30 protein-coding genes and 1 riboswitch are annotated in these 26,688 nt (G+C 40.6%); of the genes, 7 read left to right on the top strand and 23 right to left on the bottom strand.

Going from position 1 to position 26,688, the window contains the following annotated elements; translation table 11 throughout:
• Nucleotides 1–109: 109 nt before the first annotated feature.
• The 3 genes from A6755_RS25905 to azlC form a co-directional block, all read right to left on the bottom strand.
• On the bottom strand, nucleotides 110–256 hold the full coding sequence (locus tag A6755_RS25905) for a hotdog family protein (protein WP_244889642.1): 147 nt from the start codon (nucleotides 254–256) through the stop codon (nucleotides 110–112).
• A 72-nt stretch (nucleotides 257–328) separates the two neighbouring features.
• On the bottom strand, nucleotides 329–661 hold the full coding sequence (locus A6755_RS06605) for a branched-chain amino acid transporter permease (protein WP_034304141.1): 333 nt from the start codon (nucleotides 659–661) through the stop codon (nucleotides 329–331).
• The gene (gene azlC, locus A6755_RS06600) at nucleotides 658–1,413 is read right to left on the bottom strand and encodes an azaleucine resistance protein AzlC (protein WP_095679027.1); all 756 of its coding nucleotides are present in this window, start codon (nucleotides 1,411–1,413) and stop codon (nucleotides 658–660) included. Before azlC ends, A6755_RS06605 begins: the two co-directional genes overlap by 4 nt.
• 188 nt (nucleotides 1,414–1,601) lie before the next feature.
• Here azlC and A6755_RS06595 point away from each other — a divergent pair, with 188 nt between their 5' ends.
• The gene (locus tag A6755_RS06595) at nucleotides 1,602–2,990 is read left to right on the top strand and encodes an aminotransferase-like domain-containing protein (protein WP_063590169.1); all 1,389 of its coding nucleotides are present in this window, start codon (nucleotides 1,602–1,604) and stop codon (nucleotides 2,988–2,990) included.
• 461 nt (nucleotides 2,991–3,451) lie between these two features.
• Here the strand turns inward: A6755_RS06595 and A6755_RS25900 are convergent, their stop codons facing one another.
• Complete coding sequence (locus A6755_RS25900; protein ID WP_084737495.1) at nucleotides 3,452–3,571, bottom strand: YjcZ family sporulation protein; 120 nt, start codon at nucleotides 3,569–3,571, stop codon at nucleotides 3,452–3,454.
• A 244-nt stretch (nucleotides 3,572–3,815) separates the two neighbouring features.
• On the opposite strand from A6755_RS25900, the gene A6755_RS06590 reads away from it, so the two are divergent.
• A complete protein-coding gene (locus A6755_RS06590; protein ID WP_063592468.1) occupies nucleotides 3,816–4,295 on the top strand; it encodes a hypothetical protein in 480 nt (159 codons plus the stop codon).
• 178 nt (nucleotides 4,296–4,473) lie between these two features.
• On the opposite strand, the gene A6755_RS06585 is transcribed toward A6755_RS06590, so the two are convergent.
• The 4 genes from A6755_RS06585 to A6755_RS06570 all read right to left on the bottom strand — a co-directional run bounded on the left by A6755_RS06585 (nucleotide 4,474) and on the right by A6755_RS06570 (nucleotide 10,007).
• Nucleotides 4,474–5,160 (bottom strand): MBL fold metallo-hydrolase, encoded by a 687-nt coding sequence (locus tag A6755_RS06585; RefSeq protein ID WP_063590168.1) that lies wholly within the window; start codon nucleotides 5,158–5,160, stop codon nucleotides 4,474–4,476.
• Nucleotides 5,161–5,591: 431 nt separating this feature from the next.
• Entirely contained in the window at nucleotides 5,592–8,762 is a 3,171-nt protein-coding gene (locus A6755_RS06580) for a bifunctional cytochrome P450/NADPH--P450 reductase (protein ID WP_063590167.1), read from the bottom strand.
• Nucleotides 8,763–8,831: 69 nt separating this feature from the next.
• The gene (locus tag A6755_RS06575) at nucleotides 8,832–9,407 is read right to left on the bottom strand and encodes a TetR/AcrR family transcriptional regulator (RefSeq protein ID WP_034304153.1); all 576 of its coding nucleotides are present in this window, start codon (nucleotides 9,405–9,407) and stop codon (nucleotides 8,832–8,834) included.
• 279 nt (nucleotides 9,408–9,686) lie between these two features.
• A complete protein-coding gene (locus tag A6755_RS06570; RefSeq protein ID WP_063592467.1) occupies nucleotides 9,687–10,007 on the bottom strand; it encodes a MazG nucleotide pyrophosphohydrolase domain-containing protein in 321 nt (106 codons plus the stop codon).
• A 98-nt stretch (nucleotides 10,008–10,105) separates the two neighbouring features.
• On the opposite strand from A6755_RS06570, the gene A6755_RS06565 reads away from it, so the two are divergent.
• Complete coding sequence (locus tag A6755_RS06565) at nucleotides 10,106–10,687, top strand: LOG family protein (protein WP_063590166.1); 582 nt, start codon at nucleotides 10,106–10,108, stop codon at nucleotides 10,685–10,687.
• 61 nt (nucleotides 10,688–10,748) lie between these two features.
• On the opposite strand, the gene A6755_RS06560 is transcribed toward A6755_RS06565, so the two are convergent.
• From A6755_RS06560 to A6755_RS06550, 3 genes are all read right to left on the bottom strand, one after another.
• On the bottom strand, nucleotides 10,749–11,168 hold the full coding sequence (locus A6755_RS06560) for an NUDIX hydrolase (RefSeq protein ID WP_034304156.1): 420 nt from the start codon (nucleotides 11,166–11,168) through the stop codon (nucleotides 10,749–10,751).
• A gap of 1 nt (nucleotide 11,169) precedes the next feature.
• The gene (fabZ, locus tag A6755_RS06555) at nucleotides 11,170–11,595 is read right to left on the bottom strand and encodes a 3-hydroxyacyl-ACP dehydratase FabZ (RefSeq protein WP_063575217.1); all 426 of its coding nucleotides are present in this window, start codon (nucleotides 11,593–11,595) and stop codon (nucleotides 11,170–11,172) included.
• Nucleotides 11,596–11,707: 112 nt separating this feature from the next.
• The gene (locus A6755_RS06550; RefSeq protein ID WP_063590165.1) at nucleotides 11,708–12,322 is read right to left on the bottom strand and encodes an undecaprenyl-diphosphatase; all 615 of its coding nucleotides are present in this window, start codon (nucleotides 12,320–12,322) and stop codon (nucleotides 11,708–11,710) included.
• A 333-nt stretch (nucleotides 12,323–12,655) separates the two neighbouring features.
• Here A6755_RS06550 and A6755_RS06545 point away from each other — a divergent pair, with 333 nt between their 5' ends.
• The 3 genes from A6755_RS06545 to A6755_RS06535 all read left to right on the top strand — a co-directional run bounded on the left by A6755_RS06545 (nucleotide 12,656) and on the right by A6755_RS06535 (nucleotide 14,407).
• Nucleotides 12,656–13,174, top strand: a complete 519-nt coding sequence (locus A6755_RS06545) for a histidine phosphatase family protein (protein ID WP_063590164.1) — start codon at nucleotides 12,656–12,658, stop codon at nucleotides 13,172–13,174.
• A gap of 363 nt (nucleotides 13,175–13,537) precedes the next feature.
• Nucleotides 13,538–13,744, top strand: coding sequence for a VOC family protein (locus A6755_RS27525; RefSeq protein WP_244889641.1), 207 nt, complete (start codon nucleotides 13,538–13,540; stop codon nucleotides 13,742–13,744).
• A 69-nt stretch (nucleotides 13,745–13,813) separates the two neighbouring features.
• Nucleotides 13,814–14,407: a dienelactone hydrolase family protein gene (locus tag A6755_RS06535; RefSeq protein ID WP_063590163.1), complete on the top strand. Its 594-nt coding sequence runs from the start codon at nucleotides 13,814–13,816 to the stop codon at nucleotides 14,405–14,407.
• A 15-nt stretch (nucleotides 14,408–14,422) separates the two neighbouring features.
• On the opposite strand, the gene A6755_RS06530 is transcribed toward A6755_RS06535, so the two are convergent.
• The 9 genes from A6755_RS06530 to A6755_RS06485 form a co-directional block, all read right to left on the bottom strand.
• Nucleotides 14,423–14,617 (bottom strand): hypothetical protein, encoded by a 195-nt coding sequence (locus A6755_RS06530; RefSeq protein WP_063590162.1) that lies wholly within the window; start codon nucleotides 14,615–14,617, stop codon nucleotides 14,423–14,425.
• Between the two features lies 1 nt (nucleotide 14,618).
• Nucleotides 14,619–14,849, bottom strand: coding sequence for a Fur-regulated basic protein FbpA (locus A6755_RS06525; RefSeq protein ID WP_063590161.1), 231 nt, complete (start codon nucleotides 14,847–14,849; stop codon nucleotides 14,619–14,621).
• 434 nt (nucleotides 14,850–15,283) lie between these two features.
• Nucleotides 15,284–15,862: a TetR/AcrR family transcriptional regulator gene (locus tag A6755_RS06515; RefSeq protein WP_063590159.1), complete on the bottom strand. Its 579-nt coding sequence runs from the start codon at nucleotides 15,860–15,862 to the stop codon at nucleotides 15,284–15,286.
• Nucleotides 15,863–16,182: 320 nt separating this feature from the next.
• The gene (locus A6755_RS06510; RefSeq protein ID WP_063590158.1) at nucleotides 16,183–17,394 is read right to left on the bottom strand and encodes a M20 family metallopeptidase; all 1,212 of its coding nucleotides are present in this window, start codon (nucleotides 17,392–17,394) and stop codon (nucleotides 16,183–16,185) included.
• Between the two features lie 33 nt (nucleotides 17,395–17,427).
• Complete coding sequence (locus tag A6755_RS06505; protein WP_063590157.1) at nucleotides 17,428–18,300, bottom strand: MetQ/NlpA family ABC transporter substrate-binding protein; 873 nt, start codon at nucleotides 18,298–18,300, stop codon at nucleotides 17,428–17,430.
• 21 nt (nucleotides 18,301–18,321) lie between these two features.
• A complete protein-coding gene (locus tag A6755_RS06500) occupies nucleotides 18,322–18,972 on the bottom strand; it encodes a methionine ABC transporter permease (RefSeq protein ID WP_063592466.1) in 651 nt (216 codons plus the stop codon).
• Between the two features lie 21 nt (nucleotides 18,973–18,993).
• Nucleotides 18,994–20,010: a methionine ABC transporter ATP-binding protein gene (locus A6755_RS06495; RefSeq protein WP_063590156.1), complete on the bottom strand. Its 1,017-nt coding sequence runs from the start codon at nucleotides 20,008–20,010 to the stop codon at nucleotides 18,994–18,996.
• Nucleotides 20,011–20,250: 240 nt separating this feature from the next.
• Nucleotides 20,251–20,362: riboswitch (SAM riboswitch) on the bottom strand.
• Nucleotides 20,363–20,503: 141 nt separating this feature from the next.
• Nucleotides 20,504–20,971, bottom strand: a complete 468-nt coding sequence (locus A6755_RS06490) for a GNAT family N-acetyltransferase (RefSeq protein ID WP_084737493.1) — start codon at nucleotides 20,969–20,971, stop codon at nucleotides 20,504–20,506.
• 73 nt (nucleotides 20,972–21,044) lie between these two features.
• Nucleotides 21,045–21,413, bottom strand: coding sequence for a nuclear transport factor 2 family protein (locus A6755_RS06485; protein ID WP_063590154.1), 369 nt, complete (start codon nucleotides 21,411–21,413; stop codon nucleotides 21,045–21,047).
• Nucleotides 21,414–21,810: 397 nt separating this feature from the next.
• Here A6755_RS06485 and tnpB point away from each other — a divergent pair, with 397 nt between their 5' ends.
• Complete coding sequence (gene tnpB, locus A6755_RS06480; protein ID WP_063592465.1) at nucleotides 21,811–23,016, top strand: IS200/IS605 family element RNA-guided endonuclease TnpB; 1,206 nt, start codon at nucleotides 21,811–21,813, stop codon at nucleotides 23,014–23,016.
• Between the two features lie 249 nt (nucleotides 23,017–23,265).
• Here tnpB and A6755_RS06475 read toward each other — a convergent pair whose 3' ends face one another.
• The 3 genes from A6755_RS06475 to A6755_RS06465 all read right to left on the bottom strand — a co-directional run bounded on the left by A6755_RS06475 (nucleotide 23,266) and on the right by A6755_RS06465 (nucleotide 26,677).
• The gene (locus tag A6755_RS06475; protein WP_063590153.1) at nucleotides 23,266–24,576 is read right to left on the bottom strand and encodes an amidohydrolase family protein; all 1,311 of its coding nucleotides are present in this window, start codon (nucleotides 24,574–24,576) and stop codon (nucleotides 23,266–23,268) included.
• Nucleotides 24,577–24,752: 176 nt separating this feature from the next.
• Entirely contained in the window at nucleotides 24,753–25,730 is a 978-nt protein-coding gene (locus A6755_RS06470) for a zinc-dependent alcohol dehydrogenase family protein (protein WP_063590152.1), read from the bottom strand.
• Between the two features lie 158 nt (nucleotides 25,731–25,888).
• On the bottom strand, nucleotides 25,889–26,677 hold the full coding sequence (locus A6755_RS06465; protein ID WP_063590151.1) for an ABC transporter ATP-binding protein: 789 nt from the start codon (nucleotides 26,675–26,677) through the stop codon (nucleotides 25,889–25,891).
• Between the last annotated feature and the right edge of the window lie 11 nt (nucleotides 26,678–26,688).

Below are 26,688 nucleotides of genomic sequence, written 5' to 3'. Positions count from 1 at the left end.
TTGATTAATGTTTCAATAACTCATGAAGAAATGCATGTAACTACCCTGCCCTAAAATGCCATAAGAAAAAGCTGCCTTAAAGACAGCTCTGCTCGTAAACTATTAGTGCTTAATTTTGTTCATCAAGTTCTATAAAATTATGATCTTTTCGGTATGACACTGCCTCCATGGCTGCGATCAGGTTTTGCTCATGGAGGACGTCTATCCGATAAAATCCTGTCCGATGGTTTCGTTTGACTTCCTTTGCACGGGCCACTAAACCTGCCCCTTCCAATTCCATTGATATCAGTAATTGTGATGTGAGTTGGCTGTGCTGATCATTATCTCTTTAAAAAACCAATTGAATCAGCATCATGTAGACAATCGTTCCCCCCGCTATCGAGAGGAGCATCATTTTCTTCCAAACGTGAAGCAGGGCAACTACCGCCACCCCAATGAATTCAGGGATGCCATGACTTCCGGATTGCAGGCTTACATCCTTTAAACAATAAATGATTAAAAGCCCAATTACTGCAGATGGCAGCATTTTACCGAGATACTGTACATACTTCGGTGTGGGTTTTCCTGATGGGAAAACGATGAACGGAAGAAACCTTGTAAGCATTGTACCTAAAACGACCATCGCAATTGTAATGATTTGCTGCGTTAAAGTCATTGTCATATGGTTCTCACCTCAACTTTCTCTAACGGCTTTCTAAGTAAGGAAAGTAACCCCAAAATGGCAAACATGGCAGGGATAATGAAGTTGCTCCCGCCAAATATAATTAGGCAGACAGCTGACAGGCCAAGCCCAGCAAGAGCACTATGATGGTTTTTCTCTTTCATCCATTGTTCAATGAAAATCACGACAAAGAGAGCCGTCATAACAAAATCGAGTCCTTCTGTATTGAATTTGACAAAAGAGCCAAAGATGCCGCCAATCGCTGCTCCTATCACCCAATAGCAATGGTTGAGCATTGTCACGAAAAACATGAACCAGCCCTTATCGACATCCTTCGGTACATCAACGGTACAATTGATGGAAAAAGACTCATCGCAAAGCCCAAAAATCAGATACAGCTTTTTCTTACCGGTCCCCCTATATTTATCAAGCATGGATATGCCATAAAACAAATGCCGTGCATTCACCATTAAGGTTAGAAAAAGGGCGTTAATCGGATTGAACGCGACAAGCAATAAATTGGCTGCAATAAACTCCATCGATCCTGCAAATATCGTTAGACTCATCAATATCGGGTAAATCGCGCTGAACCCTAATGAATTCATAAAGATTCCATAAGCGATGCCTAAAAATAAAAAGCCTGCCAAAATGGGCACTGTGTACGGAAAAGCCGCACGAAATGCTGGTATCAGTTGAGTTCGTTTTTTCATATAAATCACATCCTGATGGCTAAATTTATTTAAACTTAACATACAAAATCCGTACAAAAAACAAGTTAATTGTATGGATTACAATTAAAATAAAATTCCCCCATTTCATCAAAATGAGGGAGTCTGATAGGCTAATCACCTTATATTCTTTTAAAGCCGACCGTTTCAGCATTAGAATTCCATACAAAAAATGATATGATTGTATGGAATAAGACTAGGAGAGGTGAAGTATGCCAGTAAATTCGTTTGACAATTATCCAATGTCCTGGAAACCTGATAAGAATGCATTAAAGCGTCCTTTTTATAAATCTCTCGCATCATTACTTGAACAAGATATAATAAATGGTTTTTTAGCACCTGGAACCAAGTTGCCCCCTCAACGAGAATTGGCAGATTTTCTTGACTTAAACTTCACCACGATTACCCGATCCTACAAATTATGCGAGGTAAAGGGATTGATATATGCCGTTACGGGAAGCGGAACCTTTGTGGCTCCCAATGCCACTCGTTCCATAACCATTTCCGCGGATAAAACGGCAAACAGCATCGATCTTGGTTTTGTGGCATCTTTTGAGCAAACCAATGATATCGTTTCAGAAACTTTACAAAAAACCGTGAACAAAAGTTATTTGGAACAGCTGCTCAATTACAACGATCCGACTGGGATTCCACATCAAAAAACAGCAGCTCTAAACTGGATGGAATCTTTCGGCATTCACGCGGATCAAGAGCATATAGCAATCGTTTCCGGTGCCCAAAATGCATTGGCTGTTGCCCTCGCTGCTTTGTTTGAGCCTGGTAATAGAATTGCAACCGACTTATATACCTATTCAAACTTTATCGAGCTGGCAAAGATGTTTCATATTAAGTTAGTGCCCATTCACGGAGACCAGTTTGGAATGCTGCCAGATGAACTTGAAAAGCAATGTTGTCAAACAAATATTGACGGGATATTTCTGATGCCCTCCTGCAACAATCCGACCACAATCATGATGTCGGATATTCGAAAGCAAGAATTGGCAGCGGTTATCCGAAAGCATCGTTTAATTTTGATTGAGGATGATATTCATGCATTCCTGACGGCAGGCATTATCCCCGACTACCGGCAGCCGATGTTCCATTTGCTTCCGGAACAGAGCGTTTATATTTGCGGCACCTCTAAGTCCATATGTTCCGGATTAAGAGTTGCCTATATGGTTTATGGAGAAACATTTCGCGAGAAAATTTCCCAGGCCATTTTCAACATAAATGTAAAGACCTCTTCTTTTGATGCAGAGGTCATCTCAGAGCTAATCCTATCAGGAAAGGCTCATGAAATTGTTTCTCATAAGAAACGGCTTGCACAAACTGCAAATGATATTTATTCGGAATATTTCCCCTTAAGAAAGGATGTCGGACATCCTCTCAGTCTATATCGCTGGCTTCCAATTAAAGGGCATAACGATGCGTTACAGCTGGAAACCGATTTGAAAAGGCGCGGCATTCGGGTTTTTCATTCCAATCGTTTTCAAAGCGGGCAAACCACCCCTGATATGTATTTGCGTATTGCACTTTCTTCCACAAACTCATTCGATGAGTTAAAAATAGGATTAGAAATATTAAAGCAGTATCTAGGCTGATTTAAGTCTAGTAAAAAAACATTCTAGTTGATTGGATCGGAAGGTTCGAGACTCCTGCGAGAAAATCGAGTATTAAGGAGATCCCCAGCCGAGGGCGAGCCACCCGCCGAAAGCGAATGCCTAGAGTGGAAATAAATGTTCAAGTTTTGACAACTTGATTATTATCGAGTTAGCCTGCAAATCTCCGGAATGGTCTCACCCCGGACCATTCAAATGAAGACCCGTTTATCCTTATGAGGAATTTGCAACACTCCTGCCGAATAACTGGCTAGCCGAGACCCCACAGCCGCTTGCGGTGAGGAGGCTTGGCAGACAGTCGGTGGAAAGGGAGCGGATTTCTGAAATCAACTCCGAACGTTTTTTAATAATTACAGACAGACTTAATTATCTACATTTGGAGCCCGACCAATAAAGGTCGGGCTATTTTATGCTTTTTTTAGCAGAAGCCGCTCTTTCCCGCCTTAAAAACAACTACTTCCAACAATGATTAAGAGTATAAACAAAACGACTATTAAGGCGAAACCTCCACCAAATCCAAACCCGCGATCAAAACCCTGTTCACAACCTGACAAATATAACATCTCCTTAATTTTAATGAGGAATAAATGGGCTATATCATCTTATGCTCCAATCAGGAAAATGACAGCAAAAGTTTCCATCTCCAAGGTGGTAAAGTTACATTTTTAATTTGACATTCACGAATCAGTTATCCATGTAACCTCTGCAATATTATTTGAACTGGACAACATTCATAAACATAAGATGGAAAATACAATTTCATTCATTTCGATCCTAAATGATAACAATAAAATGTTGAAAGAGGAGATGTTTTTTTTGTATCCGAATGATTATTATTATCGAGTAAACAACTGGGAACCTATATTATATATGTTGCACCAAAGTCTATATGCTGAAGAAATGGTATGTGCTATGAGCAGTGAGCTTTTCCATATACCAGAAACCAAAAATTTAAAAGGAAGTCGTGAGATGCATAACCATCTAATCCCGGCATCATATCACCGTGTAACCGCAGTGGGGTCAGCCCAAAGGCTAAAAAATGGTGAGCAACAGCAAACCATTGTAGAAACAATGACAGCTTGTATAGTGAATGCTGAAACCCAAGATAAAAAAGTACGTGAAGGATTAAAGATAATGGAGGAAAATGCAAGCCCTAATTATATAGCCTTCATTAAAGTGATTATCAAATGGCAAGAACAAGCAGAATCCTATTTAAATCAAGCAAAAGAAGCTTTACGATCTATGGGGGTTTCATTTCCTGTTGGAAGTGAACAGCAGAATTATTAAGATATTATGATTCTATAAAAATTCATTCAAGGGTTATATTCCACACCTTTGCTTGACCGAACTGTAAGAAGTTCGGTTTTTTCTGTATAAGCGAAGCTGACACCACCCGCAATAAATACTTCAAACACATTAGAAAAAGCTGCCTTTAAAGACAGCTCCAATTATAAGCAAAACTCCATTATAAAGTGAATGTCCCGCCATGATAACAGTAGTAGTTTTCAGCTTGTAGATCCTTAATCTTTCTTAAAGACTGTTCTGCTTTCTCGACATTTAAACAAAAGTGCGGATTGGCAATGACCAATTCACGATTCTCTATAACAGCTGCATCACCTGCTATTACACTTTTTAAACGTGGAAAATATAATGAAATATGACCTGAAGTATGTCCCGGTGTTGCTACTACTCTACATTCGTTATCCAAAATCCAATCACCATCATGTACCTTTTCATCAATTGAAACATGCTTTAAATTCTTTAATTGTTGGATAAACCATTTCCCGAATTCGATTTCTTGAATTGGCATATTTTCCAGCATTTCTTCGGCCTGAACCAACCTCTCTGACTTCATTTCACCACTAACATATTTTGACTCCACTTCACTTGCAATCAGGTTAATGTGGGGATACTTTTCCTTAAAATCATATAAGGAGCCTATATGATCAATATCATAATGAGTAATGATAATATTCTTTAACTTCTTCATGTCATAACCATTTTTTAAAAATTCATTTTCAATGAATGGTAAAAAATTTGGATACCCTGTATCGACCAAGGTTAGTTCATCCTTTGAAATAATCAAGCTAGGATTAATATGATTTTTTTGTCCATTAAATTCAAATTCAATTGGCAGTTCCATTATCTTCATTTTCCTCCCATACACCTCCCGTTCATTCTATATATTCTTCAACTTTTTATTGAAACCTGCCCCTTTAAAGTTTGAGCAATATACTCGAGAATTTCGCTGTTTTACTCGTGAGTTCCCACTTTACTCGAGGGTTTGATTTTATTCTTGAATTTGAGCGATATATTCAAGAATTTGAGCGATATATTCGAAAATTTGAGCGATTTACTCTAGAATTTCGCTGTTTTACTCGTGAATTCGCACTTTACTCGTGAGTTTTGCTGTTTTACTCGTGAGTTTCCGCGATTTACTCGTGAATTTGCACTATTTACTCGTGAGTTTTGCTGTTTTACTCTTGAATTCGAGCTTTACTCGTGAGTTTCCGCGATTTACTCGTAAGTTCGTATTTTCATCAAGAAAGCAGCGATTCCTTTAAGGATCGCTGCTCTTCTTATTTATGCTCCTGCCCAAACATCTTTCGCATATCTGCCATTCTCTTCTAATGATTGCAGCCATTCTGTGGCTTCTTCTCTTTGTGTTTGATAGATATGCATATAGCTGTCAATTATGGTTCGTTCAACATCTGGCGCCATTTTGCTTCCGTCTCCGCAGATGTATAGGTGTCCTCCTTCTTCTTTTAATAAAGGAAGGATGTCATGGGCGTTTTCCGCCAATCGGTTCTGGACATATGTTTTTTCTTGACCGGGACATCTGGAGTAAGCGGTGTGCAGTGTTACAAGGCCCTCTTGTTCGGCTTGGACGAGTTCTTCTTGATAGAGGAAATCGTGTTCCGGATTACGGCATCCAAAGTAGAGGTGGGCCGTCCCTAGCGTTTCACCTTTTTCTTTTAAAGCGCGACGTGATTGTATGAATCCCCTGAATGGTGCAATGCCTGTTCCAGGGCCGATCATGATGATTGGTTTTCCTGTTTGCTTTGGCAGCTGGAAGTTGGATTGCGGCGTATTGATAAAGCAGGCTATTTTGTCTCCTGGGGAGCGTTCTGCCAAATAATTCGATGCAATTCCTTTGTATTTCCCGTTGCCGCTCAAAGCTTCTCCACGGACGACGCTTACGGTGATGCTTGCTTCTCCTTCGTTGTGGAGTGGTGAGCTTGAGATGGAGTAGTATCTTGCTTTTAAAGGTGGCAGTAAAGCCAGGAAACGTTCAAACGGGATTTCACATGCAAGATACTTTTCGATTAGGTCAAGCATGGTTATGCGCTTGTTCAGGATTTCTTGTTTATAGGTATTATCCAATAGAAGATCTTCAAGTTCTTTTACATGTGGAGGACATACCGTATGAGTGGCAAGCGCCCGTATTTGAGACCGGGTGGCGGGTTCTTGGAACTCCACATGGTTTGATAGTAACTCTTCCAGTTTTACCGGTTTTCCTGTAGGAAGATGGGCAGCTTTTCCGGAATCCCCAGTCAGATTCACGTAATCTTGGCCGTTTAGGTTAAATCGACCGAGCACTCGCTCGACAAGTTCCGCTGGATTTTGCGGAAGCACCCCGAGATGATCGCCTTCCTGATAATGTATTCCCTCTGGCAGCGTTAATTCGATATGCCGTGTACTTCTTCCGCTATCTTCATGCTGTAATTCAGTATTCCTTTTTACAATGGATGTAAATGCATGATGGGTGCGGGCAAGCGGTGTGCCGCTCACATCACTTACGAAGTTCATCGTAATCGAGCTGACTTCCCGATCATTCTTATTCACTTCAATGTTCAGGGCTTCGGCAAGATTCGGCCAAAGGGCTTCTGTCCATTTCTCGTAATCCCCTTCAAAGTCATCGCTTGCATCCCCATAGCCTGTTTCTGTCAGCCGCACTGCTCCTTTTTGTTCCAGCCGCTCATCAATGAGGTTTGGAATGCGTTGGTACGTATTGGCCCAATTGCGGTCCCCGCAGCCGAAGACCGCATAGTGAACACCATCCAATGTGCCATCATGGTTTTCCTTCAGCCATGAAATGAAGTCACCTGCATTATCAGGGGGATTTCCATTATAGGATGCCGAGACTATGAGAACAGCTCCTTCTTTTGGAAGCCGATCGGTGTAATCATTTAAAGGGGCAACTTCGGCATGGAAGCCTTGCCGCTTCCCTGTTTCGGCAAGGTCGCGAGCAATCCCTTCCGCTGTTCCCATGTTTGATCCAAACAGGACGAGTAATGGTGTTCCATGTACTGATTCAGTTGGAGATACCGCGGCACCTTTTTCCGGAGACTTTGGTTCTGAAGAAGCAACGGTAAACGACATCGCCGGCTTCCTCGGTGAAACGCGCATGGTCAATCCGTCCGGTTTAAGAGTCAATGTTTCTTTGACTTCCAATTTATATTCTTCATGATCGATCAGGTCAAAGTGCTGTAAAACCATGCCAAGCACCAGTGTCGCTTCATGAAGGGCAAACTGCTGTCCGATACAGGCGCGCTGCCCGTTTCCAAACGGTTTATACGCATGATAAGGGATGGAATCCAAATCCTCGAACCGCTCAGGAATGAACGATTCAACGTCATCACCCCAAACGGATGGATCACGGTGAAGCTCGGGAATGAGCAGCGAGAACACATCATCTTTCTTCACATTGTATTTTCCGTCCAGCATGGTATCTTCTTTTGCATATACGGAAAACGACGGAGCTGTCGGCCACAGACGAAGCGTTTCATTCAGCACCATCCGGACATATTTCAGCTTTTTCACTTGTTTGTAATCAGGAACATCATCACCCAGCACTTCATCGACTTCTTGCTGCGCTTTTTTTAACTTGTCTCTGTTATTCATGAGGAAATAGATGGCGAACGATAGGAGACCGCTCGTCGTTTCATGCCCAGCTATTAAAAAGGTAATGATTTGGAAACGAATATTTTCATCATCCAGTGATGCGCCCGTTTCAGGATCGACTCCTTTCAACATATGGGAAAGAAGGTCATCTTCTCCGTGATCGCCATTTTGTTTTCGTTCGGCAATCAATTCATCCACTAGAGAGAACATATATTGAATGTCTTCCCTGAATTGTTTTTTAGACTTGATCATCAGTTTATCTTGGATGCCAAGCCGCTGCGTTTGGCTCATTGCTTCATCCAACGCACGCACCATACTGTTGACGAATGGATGGGTGGTCTCCCGATAAAAACTGTTAAAGCGGTAATTGAACCCGCATAGTCCGATCGTATCCAAGGTCAATCGTGTCATATCTTCAGGAACATCTATCTCATCAGCCGGATTCAGGCGAGCCCATTTTTGAATGAGTTGGGTAGCAAGATCCACCATTTTGGCATGATAGCCCTTCATTGCCTGCTGGCTAAAGCTGGGCAGCAGGATGTTATGGGCCTTTTTCCAATTCGGTTCCTTCGTTTCACTTGTGAAGAGACCATCACCGCCAAACGCCCTCACTTTCTGCAGGGCTGGACCGACTTTCTTATCAAATCTAGTTTCATCACATATTTCTTTAGCGAGGGCAGCACTGGAGACGAATGTAGTGATTCGCCCCGGAAATTGAAACTGAAAAATCGGCCCAAGTTCTCGTGCCAGCTTCATGAAAGACTGAAGCGGCTTATCCTTATCAATGATAGGCAGGCTGCCTAGGGGGCCATATGTCTTTGGCTGTGGAAACTGAGTTGTATTTTCCATTTTATTAGCACCTCTTTACGATAGTTAAATTGCGGAATGAACGTTCATTCCGTTTATATTGAAAGTGTCTTAAACATGCAATCGCACTGCATCCCAAAAGCTTTCTTCCACATCTGCCAAAAGTTTTGGGTCAGGTTCTAACTCCCCGATGCGTACAAGTCGCTCAAGCTCAAGAAAAGCTCCGTAAATGATGGCAATCAAAGCTGAAGAAGGAAGCTCCTTAATTTCTTTTTTCTCTTTTCCTGAATCAAAGAAGTTTTTGAATATATTCAATAGCCCTTGAAAGCTGGCATGACTATCTTCATTTAAAAAATGGGCCCCACTATGGATTTTAATAAAATAAAGAGCTTGGTCCTGCTCGGTTGTAAAGTGAACCATCGTTTTAAAAATATGGTGAAACTGCGTGCGAATTGAATCATCATGAGGAAATCCATTCTTGACCGTTTCAGTGAAAATATCCAAGTACTCTTGAAAGATCTTGTTGCCCAGCACTTCCTTATTCTCGAAATAACGATAAATGGTACCCGCTCCAACTCCTGCCGATGCAGCAATCATCGGAATCGTCGTCGCATCATATCCCCGTTCTGCGAAAAGCACTAAAGCGCTTTTTACTATACTGTCTCGTTTATTTGCTGCCGTGATCATAATGATCCCCCCTTTTTTCAAAAGATGCGGAATGAACGTTCATTCCTTTAATCCAAGTGTATACCCAATAAAATCCAATCTCAATCGCGCATACTACCCATATTTTGTGAATTCTTTATTAATGGAGGGGGATAAAAGGCTGAAAGTATTTCTTTTTAAGGAATAAAGTGGGATGATGGACTATCGTTTGCCCCATAAGAAAAAGAGCTGATAGTCACAGCTCTTTCACTGGTTTACTGAAATTATGTAGGCAAACTTTTTGTTCACACGAGAAAAAACTTATGCTTGATTATAGCGTTCAGATAGTTTCTTTTTATGGGCATTGAACACTTCCTCCAAGGGGATATTGTATTTGTTCGCGATCACAATCAAGTTTCCTAACACATCTCCCAACTCTTCGGTTAGCTCCTGTATGTTCTCTTCAAACGAACCAATAATTTCATCAGGTCTATCCCTGCCGATCTCAAGGGAGCGAATGGCTCGTGCAACCTCTCCAGTTTCTTCTGCCAAAAAGCCAATGCGAATGAAAATGTCCAATTCTGACCATCCCCGTGCTTCATAATAATCTTTTACCCATTGTTGAAATTCAGTGACGTCCATATCCATCCACCCTTCCTTTTTTATCATTCAAGTTTAACAAATCCCCTATAATTTTGTATGATAAGAAAGCAAGATTACTAAATGGGAGATGTGATATTTTGAAAAGTCTAGCTGTATTTTGTGGATCAAGCAAAGGTGCATCTGCTGTCTATGTAGAAGAGGCTAAAAAACTGGGTGCGGAACTGGCAAAACGTAAGATTACCCTAGTTTATGGAGGATCAAGTGTAGGAATCATGGGTGCAGTTGCAGATTCCGTCTTGGAAGCAGGCGGAAATGTAATTGGCGTAATGCCGGATTTCCTGAAAAAAAAGGAAATAGCACATAAGAACTTAACCGAGCTGATCGTCGTGGAGTCCATGCATGAAAGAAAAGCAAAAATGGCTGAGCTTGCAGATGGGTTCATGGCTTTGCCAGGCGGGCCTGGAACATTGGAAGAATTCTTTGAGATTTTCACTTGGGCTCAGCTTGGTCTTCATCAAAAACCTTGCGGACTCTTAAATATCAATCACTATTATGATCCCTTGGTCGCTTTATTCAACCATATGGCCGACGAACAGTTCCTTCATGAAAAATTCCGTTCCATGGCGCTGGTGGATGTTGAACCTAATGGACTTCTTGATCAATTCATTACATATGAACCGCCAACCGTAAAAACTTTCATTACCGAGAAACAAACCTGATCATTAAAAAGCAGCCGGCCAAGATCAATAATGATCTTGGCCGGCTGTGATAAACTGCAGGTTAGGTAAATATCCGGTTTAAATAATCTCCATGCCCTTTGATAAGTTGCACTTCATGTTCGGATGAAATCCAGAAGAAATGAAATGTCAGCCCCGCTTCATCTCCTCCACCCGTCGGCTGATGGTCCCATTCATCAGGAACATTCGATACACTTATTTGATAAAAATATCTATTATGTATGGCACCATCGACGTTCTCCCAAAAATCTTCTGTTATTAATTTCTCCACATGAAAATTTTCCAGACCTGTTTCTTCTTTCATTTCCCTAATGACTGCTTGGTAAGCATCTTCCTGAGGCTTCACCGTTCCCTTGGGTATCTGTATACCGGCTTCCTTAATGGGATGTTGAAAAACCAATACCTGTGTTTCACCATTATTGATTCTTGTCACATACCCGTAAGCTTTTTTTATCGGTATCACCTCAATCACCAAAAGCAAAAATGAGCTCTGTCTCGCATACAGTTTCCCCCTCGACAGTGGCCCTTCCTGTTCCTTTACCGATAGGACCTTTCAAGCGAGTAATCTCCACTTCTAAACGTAATTGGTCCCCTGGTTTTACTTGCCTTTTAAAACGGCATCCATCGATCCCGGCCAAAAGCCCGATCCGTCCTTTATTTTCTTCTTTTGTAAGCATGACAACAGCACTTACCTGTGCTAATGCCTCCACGATCAACACACCTGGCATCACTGGGTAATCGGGAAAGTGACCAGAAAAAAACTCTTCATTTGCCGTGACGTTTTTAATGGCCACCGCCCTCTTTCCTTCTTCCAGTTCCAAAACTCTATCAACTAAAAGAAATGGATAGCGATGCCTGATAATGTCTTTGATTTCTTGGATATCAATCAATATTAAGTCCCCCATTGCGATGGATTGCTTTCACTTAATTTTACCATCAGGATCATCATATGGATATTTTTGTATTATAAAAAAAAGGCTGCCTGAGCAACCCTGTTTTCGCTTACAAATCCTTTGATTTTTTTTCCTTCGATTTAGTCAACGGGGATAGAACCATTTCTTCATACCTCTCATATCCCCCTAATAATTTGTGAATCACGCTTATTTTAGGAACAACAAGGTATACCGCCAATCCTGAAATGGTGCTCAGAATTGCTCCTGCCAGCACATCCGCCGGAAAGTGGACACCTACCCAAATACGGGAAATGCCAACAAGGAAAGCCAGCATGATCCATAACAACCACCAACCTCTTTTGAAAAGCCAAAACGATACACAAAACGAGAAAAACAAGATCGTATGGTCGCTTGGAAATGAATTATCCACTGCTTTTTCAATTAACTGATTAACATTGGCCAATTCGGCAAATGGCTGATTATTCGAATGTAATCTCCCTGCCATTTTTCCCATCATTTCAGCTATTACAAAGGTAATCATCCCACAAACAACCATCATCCTACTCTGTTCATTTCGAGTGAACCATATTAAGATGACTGCCAAAGCTAATAAAAATACCATGTACTCGGCAATGAAAATGGCAAAAGGGTTTAAATAATCGTACTGTTTCCCTAAGTCATTGATTATTCTGAACACATTGGTATTCACCTCAAAAAAGTCCATTTCATACCCAACCTTCCTCTTTTTCTTACATATTAAAGAGAAAGGAAATATATCGCCATCGTTCTTCCTAACAGTTTAAGCTGCCGTCTTACAATTTTGTCACGCGGTTGTTTTGCTATTTCAAGGGTTAACTTATCTTCAGGAGTGCTGAAGCTTACTTGTTAACAGCACCACAATCAGATAAACGTGTGAAAAAGGGCATGATACGATCTTATAACATTAATGTAGAGTTTAAAGATATAACTAATAGCTCAATTTTTATTCTTTTAAAGGTTTTATTAAAGTTGAGTAGAATTATAAATTGGGATAAATAAACAAAATTGAGGTGATATCTTGCAGATATTATTAATTCGGCATGGTGAGTCAGAAGACGATTTTCTAGAAGAAAATTACAAACGAACTACTGACTTACCACTAACTGTTAAGGGAGTTAAACAAGTAGAAAAAATGTGCAGACGTGTTTCCGAAGAGTTTCCTCCAGAACTTATATGGTCAAGCACCTTGCTTCGTGCTAGTAAAACTGCCGAAACTTTATCAAATACTATCAAATGTCCAGTCACACTTCTGGAAGATTTACGAGAGATGCAGGATAAGGAGAATAATTTAGATTTTAGATTACGAGCTCAAAATGTACTCGCTTATATTAGAGAGAACAGTGCTAATTATAAACGAATCGCCATTATATCCCATGGAGGGATGATTACTAAAATAATTGAAAGCTTTCTTCAATTACCACCCGCAATTAATGATGTGTGGTTCAATTCTGATAATACAGGAATACATCTTCTTGAGTATACTGATCATCCATACAAACTTATAAGATTTTCAAATAGTACTACGCATTTGGAATAGCTAACGATAAGGGCTGTCTTAAACAACCTTTTCTTTATGTATTATAATGGGGAAAAGGCTGACTCGTATTAAAAAAAATGGGCGTTTCTGTGCAGCTGTTGAATATGGAGTCTACTCAATGATTAAAAAAGGTTTTTTATCGAGATTCGTGAATTCTTAGGTAAGGTTCAACGAAAGGTGGAAAAGTTGAAATCAATAAATTCTCCTATTTTCCCTAAAGTTAACAATGTTTTCATTCATGTTAAAGATTTAAAAAATCAGTTGGATGGTATTGTAATATCCTTGGCATTCCTCATAATGGTGATTCTGTAGAATCGCCGGTTTACAATATTCCTATAACATATGAAACTGGATTAACGTTAGATGACCATACCATTAAATCCTGATTTTAGATTCGAACCATCCAACAATGTATTGTTAAATTTCTACGTAAAGGATATAGACGAAGCCTATAAATTCATTAATGGTAATAACATACGTATTGTTAAAGAAATAGAGCGTATTGGAGACTTTGCTTATTTTAACTTTCAAGATCCTGATGGTAATGTACTTATGATTTGTAATAGTTAAGGATGAAAAGAATTGGTTGGCTTTTATCTATCTAGTTTTTAATTTTCACACAGTTTGAGGAGGTTATACATGCTGAACATACAGAAAAAGTCCGATACTGTCATCATTGTCATTCACGAAATATATGGCCTGAACCGACATATGCAGGGTTATTGTGAGTTATTATCAAAACAGGGTTTTGATGTGATCTGTCCGGATTTGTTAGAACGTGAGAGGCCATTTGATTATTCCCAAGAGGAAGCTGCTTATCGGCATTTTATGGAGAACGTAGGTTTCACAGGCGCTTTACATAAAATAAAGGATATATTATTGGATATTAAAGAGGAATACCAAAAGATTTTTCTCCTTGGATTCAGTGCAGGGGCAACTGTAGCTTGGCTGTGCAGTGAGGAAGAGTATGTAGATGGAATTGTTGGTTACTACGGTTCGCGTATTAGGAATTATGCAGAATTGGCGCAACGATGCCCTGCACTGCTATTTTTCCCGCTAGAAGAGCCATCATTTAATGTCGACGAGTTAATTTCAGCTTTAGAAAGTAAGGATGTCGAAGTTCATAAATTCATGGGGGGACACGGATTCAGCGACCCTTACCATTCAAAATATCATGCAGAATCAGCACAAGCAGCCGTTAGCAAAATGATGAAATTTTTCATGATGAATTAAGGTTCCACATTCACCCTACTGCCGTTTTGTATGGACCCAATGTATGGAACCCGCATCACTATGGGGGTGACAGTCATTTTGAACCTTTTTATATTCTGTTTCCAATTCTTTCAAGGTTAACTTCATAAGCTGTTCCACTGTTTTATTTACAGTATGGATCATAAGTTTATAGATTAATTCCTTCCGCCTTTCTTCCAAGCCCTTCCCCATTTCACCCCCTCCTTCTATTCTCATAGAATATGAAATGTTTCCTTAGACAGGGGGAATGATCGTCGGATTCCTTCTCCTCAATTTTACTTATTTTAATATATTCATTCTCTAAATCGGTTAAGGTCAATTCAAATAGATGGATGTCATTCTTTTTATAAACTCCCTTGTTAATCAACTTATTGATCAGGAAGTTCCTTTTTTTCTCAATGGCTTTACGCAATAATATCCCCATGATAAATCCTCCTTTTTAATACGTATTGACTTGCCCATTCACAAAAAACCGGAGACACCTCTTTACATGAAAGAAAAGTCTCCGGTTTTCCGGTCAATTAACCCATAATTCCTATTTAATTACTCGGTATTATTATAATACTAACTACATGCTTCGTAGTCAACTATTTTTTTCCTGGGGAAAAGGCAATGTTTTATAAAGCCATTATTTTTTTTCACTGTCAAATGGTTTTGTCTTTTTAACTAACAATATTCCTAATACTAAAATGATCACATAGATAACGAGTGAAACTGTACTTGGAAGAGAGAATAAGTTAAAAGTTAATGAATGACCAAAAAACATGCTGAACAATGGTCTTATCAATCCCTGAACTGCAAAAATAAATAGGACAATTCCTATGAATCTTAGTACTTCATTCGTAATTTTAGACATTATTAATCACTTCTTTCGGTGGCTTTATTAAATATGGTTTTTATTTCCATTATCACAGAATCAATATCAGTTATTTCTTCTTTTGCGATTGTTGAACTAAAGCTATCAATTACGTTTCTAACTGCTCTAGCCATTATTTCAGGAGGAAATTTTCTAAAACTCCTGTCAACATCCTGCCCGTATTGAAAAATCTCGATTAGTGGATTTAATATGGTGTTATTTTCATCCACAAAGATCAATTCTCCGTTTTCATTTCTTCCGTTAAGTACTATTTCCGTTATTGCCAATGTTTCTGCTTTATTTTCCGACACGAATCTTAAGTTAGACTCGATGTAAGATTCTAACATCCTTTTTGCATCTTCCTCCAAGATCATGTGCTCTCCCATATAAAAGGCCGCTTTTTCATAATATTGAGTAATTATTGCTTCCAATAGTAATTCTTTCTGAGGGAAATGGTAATTTACTACACCTTTACTTACCTGTACCTCCTTAGCAACATTTCCGATAGAAAAATTAACATAACCATATAGAGAGATAAGTTCTACTGATTTTCGAATGATTTTATCCTTTGTTTTCACCATACTTACATTTTAGTACGACCGTACTAAAACGTCAACAAGTAAAGGCTAAACCTGCTATACCAATTGTTATAGAATGGAAAATTGTAGGGGGAATCTGAAATGTCAGGAAAGAAGTTACTCAATTAAGTAAGAATTTGAAGGATTTTATGCAGCAAAAGACGGGAAATAAAAAGAACAGAATAAGAAAGAAACAAATAAAATTCATTCCTTTACTTATAACTGTTCGTGACAATAATGTATAACGCAAGAATCACAGGGATTAACGAGATAATAAGGTTATTAGGTCATTATACAAGAATCGAAAAAATAATGGCTGCTACTCAAAATTTTTCCGTTTGCTTCGCTTCATGAAATGCCGCTTTCACTTGATCCAACAGGTCTTTATCCGAAAGCAATTTATACCCTGTAAGTGCTAGAGCTTTTGCTCCGGTCAGGATGGCTTTGTCTCCAGCAGGAGATTTGGCACAGTCGCGGAATTCATTCGTATGGGCAATCAACTCATCATGTCCAATTTTTATATAAGGATGTGCTGTCGGCACTGCATGGCTTACATTACCTGCATCCGTCGAGCCAAAGCCACTCTCTTTTCGAGGAGCCACCGCTTCCCCTAATTGAGTCAGTTCTTCTTTTAGCAGTTCATCCAGAACTGGATTGATGACAAAATCGAGTACTTCATTTTGGAAACGTTCCACTTTAACCGTGCTTCCTGTGGCAAGTGCTGCCCCTTCAGCAACAGCACGTATTTTATTGGATACTTCTTGGCAAAGTTTCCATGTTGTTGCTCTGATGTAAAATCTGGCGGAAGCATATTCAGGAATGATGTTAGGCGCTTCCCCGCCATTGGTGATGATTCCGTGAATTTTGACCTCGGCCGGGAGCTGCTGACGCAAAGCATTAATGCCATTGAACAGCTGAATCACCCCGTCAAGTGCATTCACGCCTTCTTCAGGTGCAGCTGCTGCATGTGCTGACTTCCCGTAAAAATGAAAATCAAGGGGGTCGACAGCCAAAAACGGACTTGTTACACCCGTTTTTCCAGCAGGATGGATAAGGATGGCCGCATCCACCCCATCAAATAGACCGTGCTTCACAAAGCTTCCTTTTGCACTTCCATTCGGCCCGCCCTCTTCAGCCGGTGTTCCGAAAACGATCACCTCTCCGCCCGTTTCCTTCAGCACTTGGGCCAGGGAAATGCCTGCCGCAACACTCGTTGTGCCGATGATATTATGGCCGCAAGCATGGCCTAAACCCGGCAATGCATCATACTCGGCTAAAAAGGCAATTGTAGGTCCTTTCTTTGAAGAGGTTTTTTTGGCGATGAACCCTGTTTCATGCCCGGCAATATTGCGTGTCACTTCAAATCCTTCATTTTGAAGTATTCCGGTTAATGTATCCGAAGCGAAGAACTCTTGATTCCCAATTTCAGGTTTGGCATGAATGGCTTGGCTCGTTTCGATATATAATTCGGAATGAAGGTCGATATGATCTTCAATGATTTGCTTATGCTGCTTCAGCACTGATTCTCTCGCCATGCTCTTATCTCCCCTTTTTCTTGAATGCATCGATTACTTTTCATTAGCTGGTTTTGTCCAAGCGTCCTGGTAATTCACTAATTCATCTACAGAAACATAGGCAGGAATGGTGTTTCCTTTAAACGTTTTTTCAATGAACGCTTCCACTTCTTTCGATTGATAAAGCTCCACTAATTTTTGCAGCTCAGGACGATCGGCATTACCCTTTTTAACTGCAATGATATTAATATATGGTTTCGCCGTTTTACTTTCATGGAATAAAGAATCTTTTAATGTAAGGCCTGCTTCGACGGCAAAGTTATTATTGATGGCTGAAGCATCGGCATCATCCAATAGACGCGGTGTATTACCGGCAGCAACAGGCTGGATTTTCAGGTTTTTCGGATTTTCCTTAATGATTTCCAATGATCCCGATCCATTGAATTCTTCTTTCAATGTAATCAATCCAGCTTCCTGAAGCAGGAGCAGTGCACGGCCAAAGTTTGTTGCTTCATTCGGAACCGCTACCGTAGCACCATCCGGAAGATCTTTGAGACTTTTATGTTTTTTCGAATAAAGGCCCATAGGTGCAATGACAGTCGACCCGATGGCCTCCAATTTCAGATTTTGATCTTGAACGAATTCATCGAAATAGGCGACCGTTTGGAATGAATTGGCATCAATTTCACCTTCGCTTAACGCAAGGTTCGGTTGGATATAATCATTGAAAGTGACCAGTTCTATATTAAGCCCTTCCTCTTTCGCCAAATCGATAATGTATTCCCATGTTCTCGTATCCCCGCTGCTGACACCGACTTTCACAGTTTTTACATCATCCGAACTCCCTGATGCACCCTCATCGTTCCCGCATGCTGCAGCCACGATGGCCAATGCCAATACCATGATCGTTAGTAAGATTTTTTTCATTTTTCCTGCCTCCAGTTAGTTTTATCTTCTTCTTATTTTTCTTGAAACAAAGTTCCCGGTGGATTGCATTAATTGAACGATGATCACGAGCGCCGCTACTGTGACGATCATCGTCATCGTATCGAACCTTTGGTAACCGTAAGCCAAGGCTAAATCCCCGACCCCGCCTGCACCGACGGCACCTGCCATCGCCGTAGATCCAACAAGCCCGATTGTCGCTGTTGTAAATGTCAGGATTAACGAGCTAAGTCCCTCGGGAATCAAAAAGCGGTAAATGATTTGCCATGTTGTCGCCCCCATCGCCTGAGCCGCCTCGATAATCCCTTTGTCAACTTCCAACAGAGAGTTTTCCACAAGCCGGGCAATATAAGGAGCCGCGTAAAAGATTAGCGGAACAATGGCCGCATTCATTCCGATCGCACTTCCGACAATCATTCTGGTAAGCGGAATAACTGCTACAAGCAAGATGATGAAAGGAACGGACCGCAATATATTGATGATCGGGTTCAATACATTAAAAATCCATTTATTCTCCAGGATGTGACCCTTTCTTGTAATGACAAGCAGGATACCGAGCGGAAGCCCAATCAATCCGGAAAACACCAATGAGATGGCTACCATATAAAGTGTGTCACCGAAAGCTGTCAACAGCTGCTCTGCCGTTATTTCCATTCCCCAAAGCGTATTACCCATTTATACTTGCACCTCCTGGACGAGAATTCCCTCATCTTTAATATATTGATAAGCCTTGTCCACCTCATTTTTGTTCCCGGTCACTTCGATGATCAAATTACCGAAAGGCGTTTCCTGGATTTCAGAAATATTGGCTGATAAGACACTTAGATGAACATCATATTTCTTCGAGATGGTTGAAAGTAGAGGAGTACCCGAAGTAGTCCCAATAAAATTAATTTTCCAAATAATCGGGATGTGGGACCCTATGCTTTTTAGGAAACTTTGTGGAATTTCATCATGTATGACCGTTCTCACGAAGTTTTTTGCAATATCCGTTTGCGGCTTGGCAAAAACTTCGAAAACTGAACCTTGCTCAACGACGCAACCGCCCTCCATGACCGCTACCTTATTGCAAATTTCCCGAATGACAGACATCTCATGAGTGATTAGCAGAATGGTAATATTGTATTCTTCATTAATTTTTTTTAAGAGCTGCAGAACTGCACTCGTTGTTTGTGGATCCAATGCCGACGTAGCTTCATCACACAATAAGATCGATGGATTCGTAGCCAATGCCCTCGCAATGCCGATCCGCTGCTTTTGACCGCCAGATAATTGATCCGGATAACTCTTTGCTTTGCTCGATAAGCCAACGAACTCCAACAGCTCGCCTACACGTTTTTGAATTTCCTTAGCCGGAGTTCCCGATAAAACCAGCGGCATGGCAATATTATCAAAAACAGTTTTTGAATTTAACAAGTTGAAATGCTGAAAGATCATCCCGATTTTTTTCTTTTCTGCCCGTAATTCCTTCGGGCTTAATTTGGTTAAATCCTTGCCCCCAACAATCACCGAACCATCTGAAGGATGTTCAAGCAAATTGACCAACCTGATCAACGTACTCTTTCCGGCCCCGCTATAACCGACTACCCCGAATATATCCCCCTTTTCCACTTTCAAATCAATGCCCTTCAAAGCCTCGACAGTCTGTTTCTTTGTTTCATAAATCTTTTTAACACCTTGAAACTCAATCATCTCAATCTCCCCCCATGCTGTTTATTTGTACGAATTCCTTATCCAGAGAGAAGAGCTTTGCAACGCTTCATAATGATAGGTTAAATTCTGCGAAACTCTCGAGTATTTGCACCAATTCTCCAAATAACCATATTACATTTTGAATAAACAAAAGAGGCCTCTTCCGTCATCAGACAGAAGAGGCCTCTTTTAGACATAAAAAAGAGTAAACTCTTAAATTAATTATCTAAGAAAAGCTCCTTCTTATCTTTCAAACTTTCGTCCGTTGGAATTAGCACAGTATTTTTACAAAAGTAAAAACCCGCTGCCGAGGTATCATAGGGCCAAGTCCCTCCACATCTCTTGATAAGAATTAACGTTGTATTTAATTATGTCCTTCACTATATATTCTATTTTCTCTAAAGTCAACCATATTTTTTATCGCTATAAATAGTTTCATAATATAGTGAATTGATACTTTTTTATTATATCAATATATTTTATATTTCTATTTTCATAATGATTTGCCCATTCTCCATACAGGGTATTTTTCATTTTCTTCCCTTATCTTCACCATGCCTGAATTCGTATATAAAGAAATCGCCCTTTGATTATCCGGAGAAACCCTTAAGTGATATTCGGATACATTAAATTGCTTGAAAAAGTTTTCTGCGTAGCGAACCAATTCCTTGCCGAGGCCTTTACTGCGGTATTCGGGAATAAGGTAAAATAGATTCACATAGCCAATTTCAGTTCCTTCGTACTCCCGAATTTGAAGTTCCATTTGTCCAATCGGTTCTTGGTCCTTTTCAAGGATCACCTGTCCATCAGGAAATTTGCGGACCCTTTCTTCCATTCGTTGCAGATATGCATGTTCATCTCCAAAACCAGCATCAGTTCCAAAACTTACAATAAAGGAATCTTTCCGGAATTTAATGATAGTATCTTTATCTTTGTCCGTATCAATGGTACGAAAGATCACCTTCATCCACCCCTATCATTTTAGTGAAATAGTTTTCAAGCAGGGAAAACTTTCTTTTTCATAAATAAAAGGCTTAAAGGGGCCCTTTTGTTTTTGTGCCTTGATGAAAAAACATCTGCCATCTTCCATTCGCACATTTCCAGATTGAACTTCTTAAGGTATGTTCCAGCTTATCTTCATCAAAAATCCGGTATGTAGTTAACACGGTATCATCAGACAATGGATGCATCTCAAATTGACTTAGGGTCATGTTCACTGCTCCGGCACCCTCTTGCCCCATAAAATCGTTTTTTGACCATATGTTACCCGAACTGCCGAACTCAAAGAAATCATCTTTCAATAATGATGAAAGCTCTTCTGGAGATGTACGAACTTCAGATTTTAACAATTTCTCCTCCAGCTGATACAAATGCTCTTTTAATAATGAAGATTCCCTGTCCATTCATCTTGTCCTCCTATATCAACCATTGGTGAAACATGATCCATGCGGTTAAAGATTTTTTATCCAGCTGCTTGCTGATTAGCAGTTGGCTCATATTTGCGGTAAGCGGCATTTTTTTCATATTTTCGTTTTTAACCGTTTTTGCCATCCCTATTTTCTTATTAATATTTTTAACTGGCTTACTTTGTTTATATATTTCAAAGAAACTGGACTCACGACGGATTTCTAAGTGCTAAGAACAATTTATCATTTCCCGCCAGAAGACTCCCTCTTCAAGCGTGTGAAGGGCGAAAGCCCAACGGTAAGGGGGAGATGAATGGCGGTTGGCCTAAACCAAAGTATCCTTTTGACAAACGTACGTTCTCTGGTTGATAATAACAATAAGGGGATGAAACCAATGGTCGTAAACAAAGCTTATAAATTTCGAATCTATCCAACGAAAGAACAATTAGTTCTCATCAATAAAACATTTGGCTGCTCTCGTTTTGTCTATAACTTCTTTTTAGGCAAACAAAATGAGAAAGATGCTTACTGGTATATCTGTGAAGAAATGAAGCAGAACGGCCAATTACCCTTTAATAAATGGAAAGGCTCTTTTGTGAATAAATACGCAACTATCAAAGAACTTCCAGCTTTAAAGAAAGAATATTCTTTCCTGAAAGAAGTAGACAGTATTGCCTTACAGAAATCGGTGGAAAATTTAGCAGATTCCTATAGTCGATATTATAAAAAGCAAAACAAGTCTCCACGCTTCAAATCAAAAAAGAATCCGGTCCAGTCCTACACGACTAAACATACGAATGGAAATATCGGAATGATTGGAAACCAAATCAAATTGCCCAAACTCGGTTTAGTTCGTTTTGCTAAAAGCCGCGAAGTCGAAGGGCGAATCATCAATGCCACAATCAGGCGGAACCCTTCAGGTAAATACTTCATTTCCGTTTTAGCCGAAACCGATGTACAAGTACATCCTAAAACGAATCGTTCGTGCGGTGTAGATGTTGGTTTGAAGAACTTTGCAATTCTTTCAGATGGTACGATCTATCAAAACCCAAAATTCTTCCGGACGGTCGAAAAAAAATTGGCCAAAGCACAACGGATTCTTTCAAGGCGACAAGAAATAGCTTTGAATCGAAATAACCCATTGTCTGAAGCTAAAAACTATCAAAAACAAAAACGAAAAGTGGCCATCCTACACGAAAAAATTTCAAATGCCCGAATGGATTACTTACATAAAGTCTCTACCGAAATCATCAAAAACCACGATGTTATTGGAATGGAAGACTTGCAAGTGTCCAATATGATGAAAGATCACAAACTAGCTAAAGCGATTAGTGAAGTATCTTGGTACCAATTCAAAAAAATGTTGGAATACAAAGCAAGATGGTATGGTAAACAAATCGTGACCGTATCAAAAACGTTTGCTTCTAGCCAATTGTGTTCTAGCTGCGGGTACCAAAATAAAGACGTTAAACATCTGAATCTTCGTGAATGGGATTGTCCTTCTTGTTCTACTCACCACGATCGAGATATTAACGCAGGACTTAATCTAATGAACGAAGCCATAAGGCTTCTAACCGTCGGAACGACGGGGTTAGCCTAATTAAAAATTGGCCGATAGGCTAATGTTCTTAGGAATCCCCCACTTCAATCAGACCATAAGGTCGATAGTGGCGGGTAGTTCAATCCACAATACTAGCGGTAATTCCTTTTTGACTGCCATCCGATGCGAACTATTCCTTACTAAAACATAATAATAAGTTCCTCAAAATGGATTATCGAGTCCATAAAAAAAAGGAGCTGCAAATGGCAGCTCCTTTCTTCTGTGCATCCGGTTGTTTTCCCATCAGTGTTATCGTGATAGGGTTCCTTGCAGACGATTGGTTTCGGCGATTACTTTTTCTTCATCGATCGTTAAGCAGCGGCCATCTTTCACTACCACTTTTCCATCAATGTATACATCACATACGTCATTTCCGCGCGCTGCATAGAGCAGGTGCGAATAGGCTTCACTCAGTGGCTGCAGGTGTTCTTTGTTATATGGGTAAATGGTGATGAAATCCGCTTTTTTACCAGCTTCCAGTGATCCTGTATGACCCATGCCTATCGCTTCGGCGCCCATTCTTGTGGCCATGGCGAGTGCTGTTTGGGCAGGGAATTTTGTGGCATCCTTATACAATCCTTTTTGCAGTAATGCGGCTGTCCTCATTTCTTCGAACATATCGAAGTTGTTATTGGAGGCGACGCCATCTGTTGCCACTCCCACTTTAATGCCTGCATCAAGAAGGCTGACGACATCTGCTATCCCAGATCCGAGCTTCAGGTTACTGATTGGATTATGGGCAACGCGAACATCATGCTGTTTTAAGATCGCCCGTTCTTCATCATTAAGGACTACACCATGTGCCATGACGGTGGGCTGATCGAACAGGCCTAGACGGCGGAGGTGCTCGACAGGTCGGGATCCGTAACGTTTTTCGATGTCGAGGATTTCAAAGTCCGTTTCCGATACGTGGATGTGCACCATCAAATCATTCTCTTTTGCAATTCGTGCACTTTCCATGATCGCTTCAGGCGTGCAGGCATATGGGCTATGCGGTGCGACCATGGTAGTCAGGCGGCCATCTGCAAATGCTTTATAGTTTTTTGAAAACTGCTCAGCACCCATGAGGTTCGCTTTTTGGTCTTTTTCGGTACCCAAGCTGAAAATCGTATAGGAAAAGGCTCCGCGCATTCCTGTTTCGCCTATCGTCTCCATGACAGCACCCGCATCTATTCCATTAGGATTGAACATATCCGAAAATGTCGTTGTTCCTGATTTCATCATTTCCATAATGCCTAGCTGTGAGCTTACAGAGGCAATTTCCGTTGTAAACTGGCTTTCGATCGGCCATATTTTCGTTTCAAGCCATGGCTTCAGCAGCATATCGTCCCCGATACCGCGTAAAAGGGTCATTACAATATGCGAATGGGCATTCACAAGGCCTGGCATGATCCATTTCCCGCCAAGGTTGACCACATGATCTGCATCTGCCAATTGCTGTTCATCATGCTGGCCGATGTAAGATATGGTATGATCTTGTACAATCATCATGCCGTTTTCAATGATTTGGTTTTCCTTGTCCATCGTAAAAAATGTAGCATTCACATATATTGTTTTCATAAGTATTTCCTCCAAAGTCGTATCAGTATCAACATGTCCTATTCCGCATTCTAAACTAGCACCTTACAGGTAATCAAGTAATTCCATATTATCAGGGGCCATTTCACTTTACCTTAGGAACCTATTGGAAGAGCAGCAAGATAGATGCTTCAATTAAGTGGTTATCCTTTGTGAAATCAGCTGCTTAAAAATATCTTCCCTTTATTGCTCGTGACAATAATCGCTTCTTGAACATTTTGAAGGCTGTAGTGGGAATCGGGCATCATGAACTTCAACTTTTCATCAGCAATGAACCCCATCAAAAGGTTAAATGTTTCCTGCCAAGTTCGAACGGAAGCCTGCTGATTCCAATGCCGAAGATGAAACATTTTAACATCCACTTTTGTCCTTCGTGAAATTTCCGCCCAATTCACAGACTGTCCTGATAAAAGGCCAATCGTCAATAAGATGCCATTAGGCCGTACGCAAAAGGCCAGTTCTGAACCATCGATGCCGCCCACTGAATCTATGGCCGCTTTCGCACCGCGCCCATTCGTCAGTTCCATCACTGTATCCTGCAATGATGCTCGGGATGTATCGATCACATATGAAGCACCAAGTTTAAGCAGTTCTTCCGTATACTTATCGTTTCTCGTTACAGCAATCAGCTTAAATCCAAGAATCTTGGATAACTGGGCGAGTATACGGCCAATGGAAGATCCGCAAGCATTTACGAGTAATGCATCATCCGGTTTCAAAGTTAATACTTCTGTACAGATTAGCCATGCGGTTACCGGGTTTATATATAACTGCGCTGCTATATGGTCTTCAATCGAATCCGGAATGACGATGGCCAGCTCCGCTGATGTTTTAACAAAATCCTGCCAGGTCCCTTCACCGCGCAAGGGCAGAACACGCTTGCCTATCAGCTCTTTCGAAACTGCTGGACCCACTTCTTCAACAATGCCGACCCCTTCATAACCAGGTATGGAAGGCAAGGGGATTCTGTGGGAATAGGCACCGCGAATGGGCAGCAAGTCAGACGGATTAATGGGACGTGTGATCATCCGAACGAGGACTTCCCCCTCGAAAGGTCTTTGAATACATTTATTTTCAACCTTTAAAACCTTTTGCGGATCTCCAAACTCATAGAATGTAATACATTTGGCTTCCAAAATAGTAGTCTCCTTTAATATATAAGTCTTTCCATTTTAACATTTAACCTCTTGATCTGAAATATCTTGGCAACTCCTAACCAACATTCGTAAATAAGAAAAAAAGCCAACAATGAATATGTTGACTTAATCATTTCGGTACGACCGGCACTAGTTTTCTAATCCTGAGATAAACCAATGGGAATGCATAGAGGCGTTTGATCAACAGGGTTTTCAATAATGCAGCATTCCAGTCTGAAAACGTCCTTGATCATCTCTTTTGTGAATACTGTTTCAGGCGGTCCCTCTTTATAGATTTTCCCCTGCTTGATGCTAATCAGATGATCGGCATACTGTGCCGCTTGATTCAAATCATGCAGAACCATGACAATCGTGCGTCCATACGTTTCGTTAAAATCGCGCAGTAATTCCAATATTTCAATTTGGTGCGCTAAATCCAGATAGGTTGTCGGTTCATCTAATAGTAAAAGGTCGGTTTCTTGTACCAAGGCCATCGAAATCCATGCTCTTTGCCTTTGTCCTCCAGATAATGCATCCAATGTCCGATCAGCGAACTCCGTCATTTTTGTTGCTGATAAGGCACGTTCGACAATCCTATGATCTTCTGGGGTTTGTCTGGAAAATAAGCCTTTGTGCGGGTGCCTGCCATAATAGCATAGTTCTTTAACGGTTATATCTTCCGGAGCTTCCGGAGCTTGGGGTAGGATGGCCAATTTCTTGGCCACTTCTTTGGAAGATTGCTGTTGAATGTCCTTTCCATCTAGATAGATCGTGCCTTGCTGCGGCATCAATAATCTAGCTAGAGACCGCAGAATCGTAGATTTGCCACAACCATTGGAACCAATGATTATACTGATCTTACCTTCAGGAATTTCCAAATCGATATTATCAATGATTTGAGTTGCCCCATAAGAGAGCGAAAGATGCTCTGCTGATAATGTTGTCATGATATTCAGCC

The sequence above is a fragment of the Peribacillus frigoritolerans genome, from assembly GCF_001636405.1.
In the GTDB taxonomy this organism is placed as follows: Bacteria; Bacillota; Bacilli; order Bacillales; family DSM-1321; genus Peribacillus; species Peribacillus frigoritolerans.
This window is presented reverse-complemented; position numbering and strand designations above follow the sequence as displayed.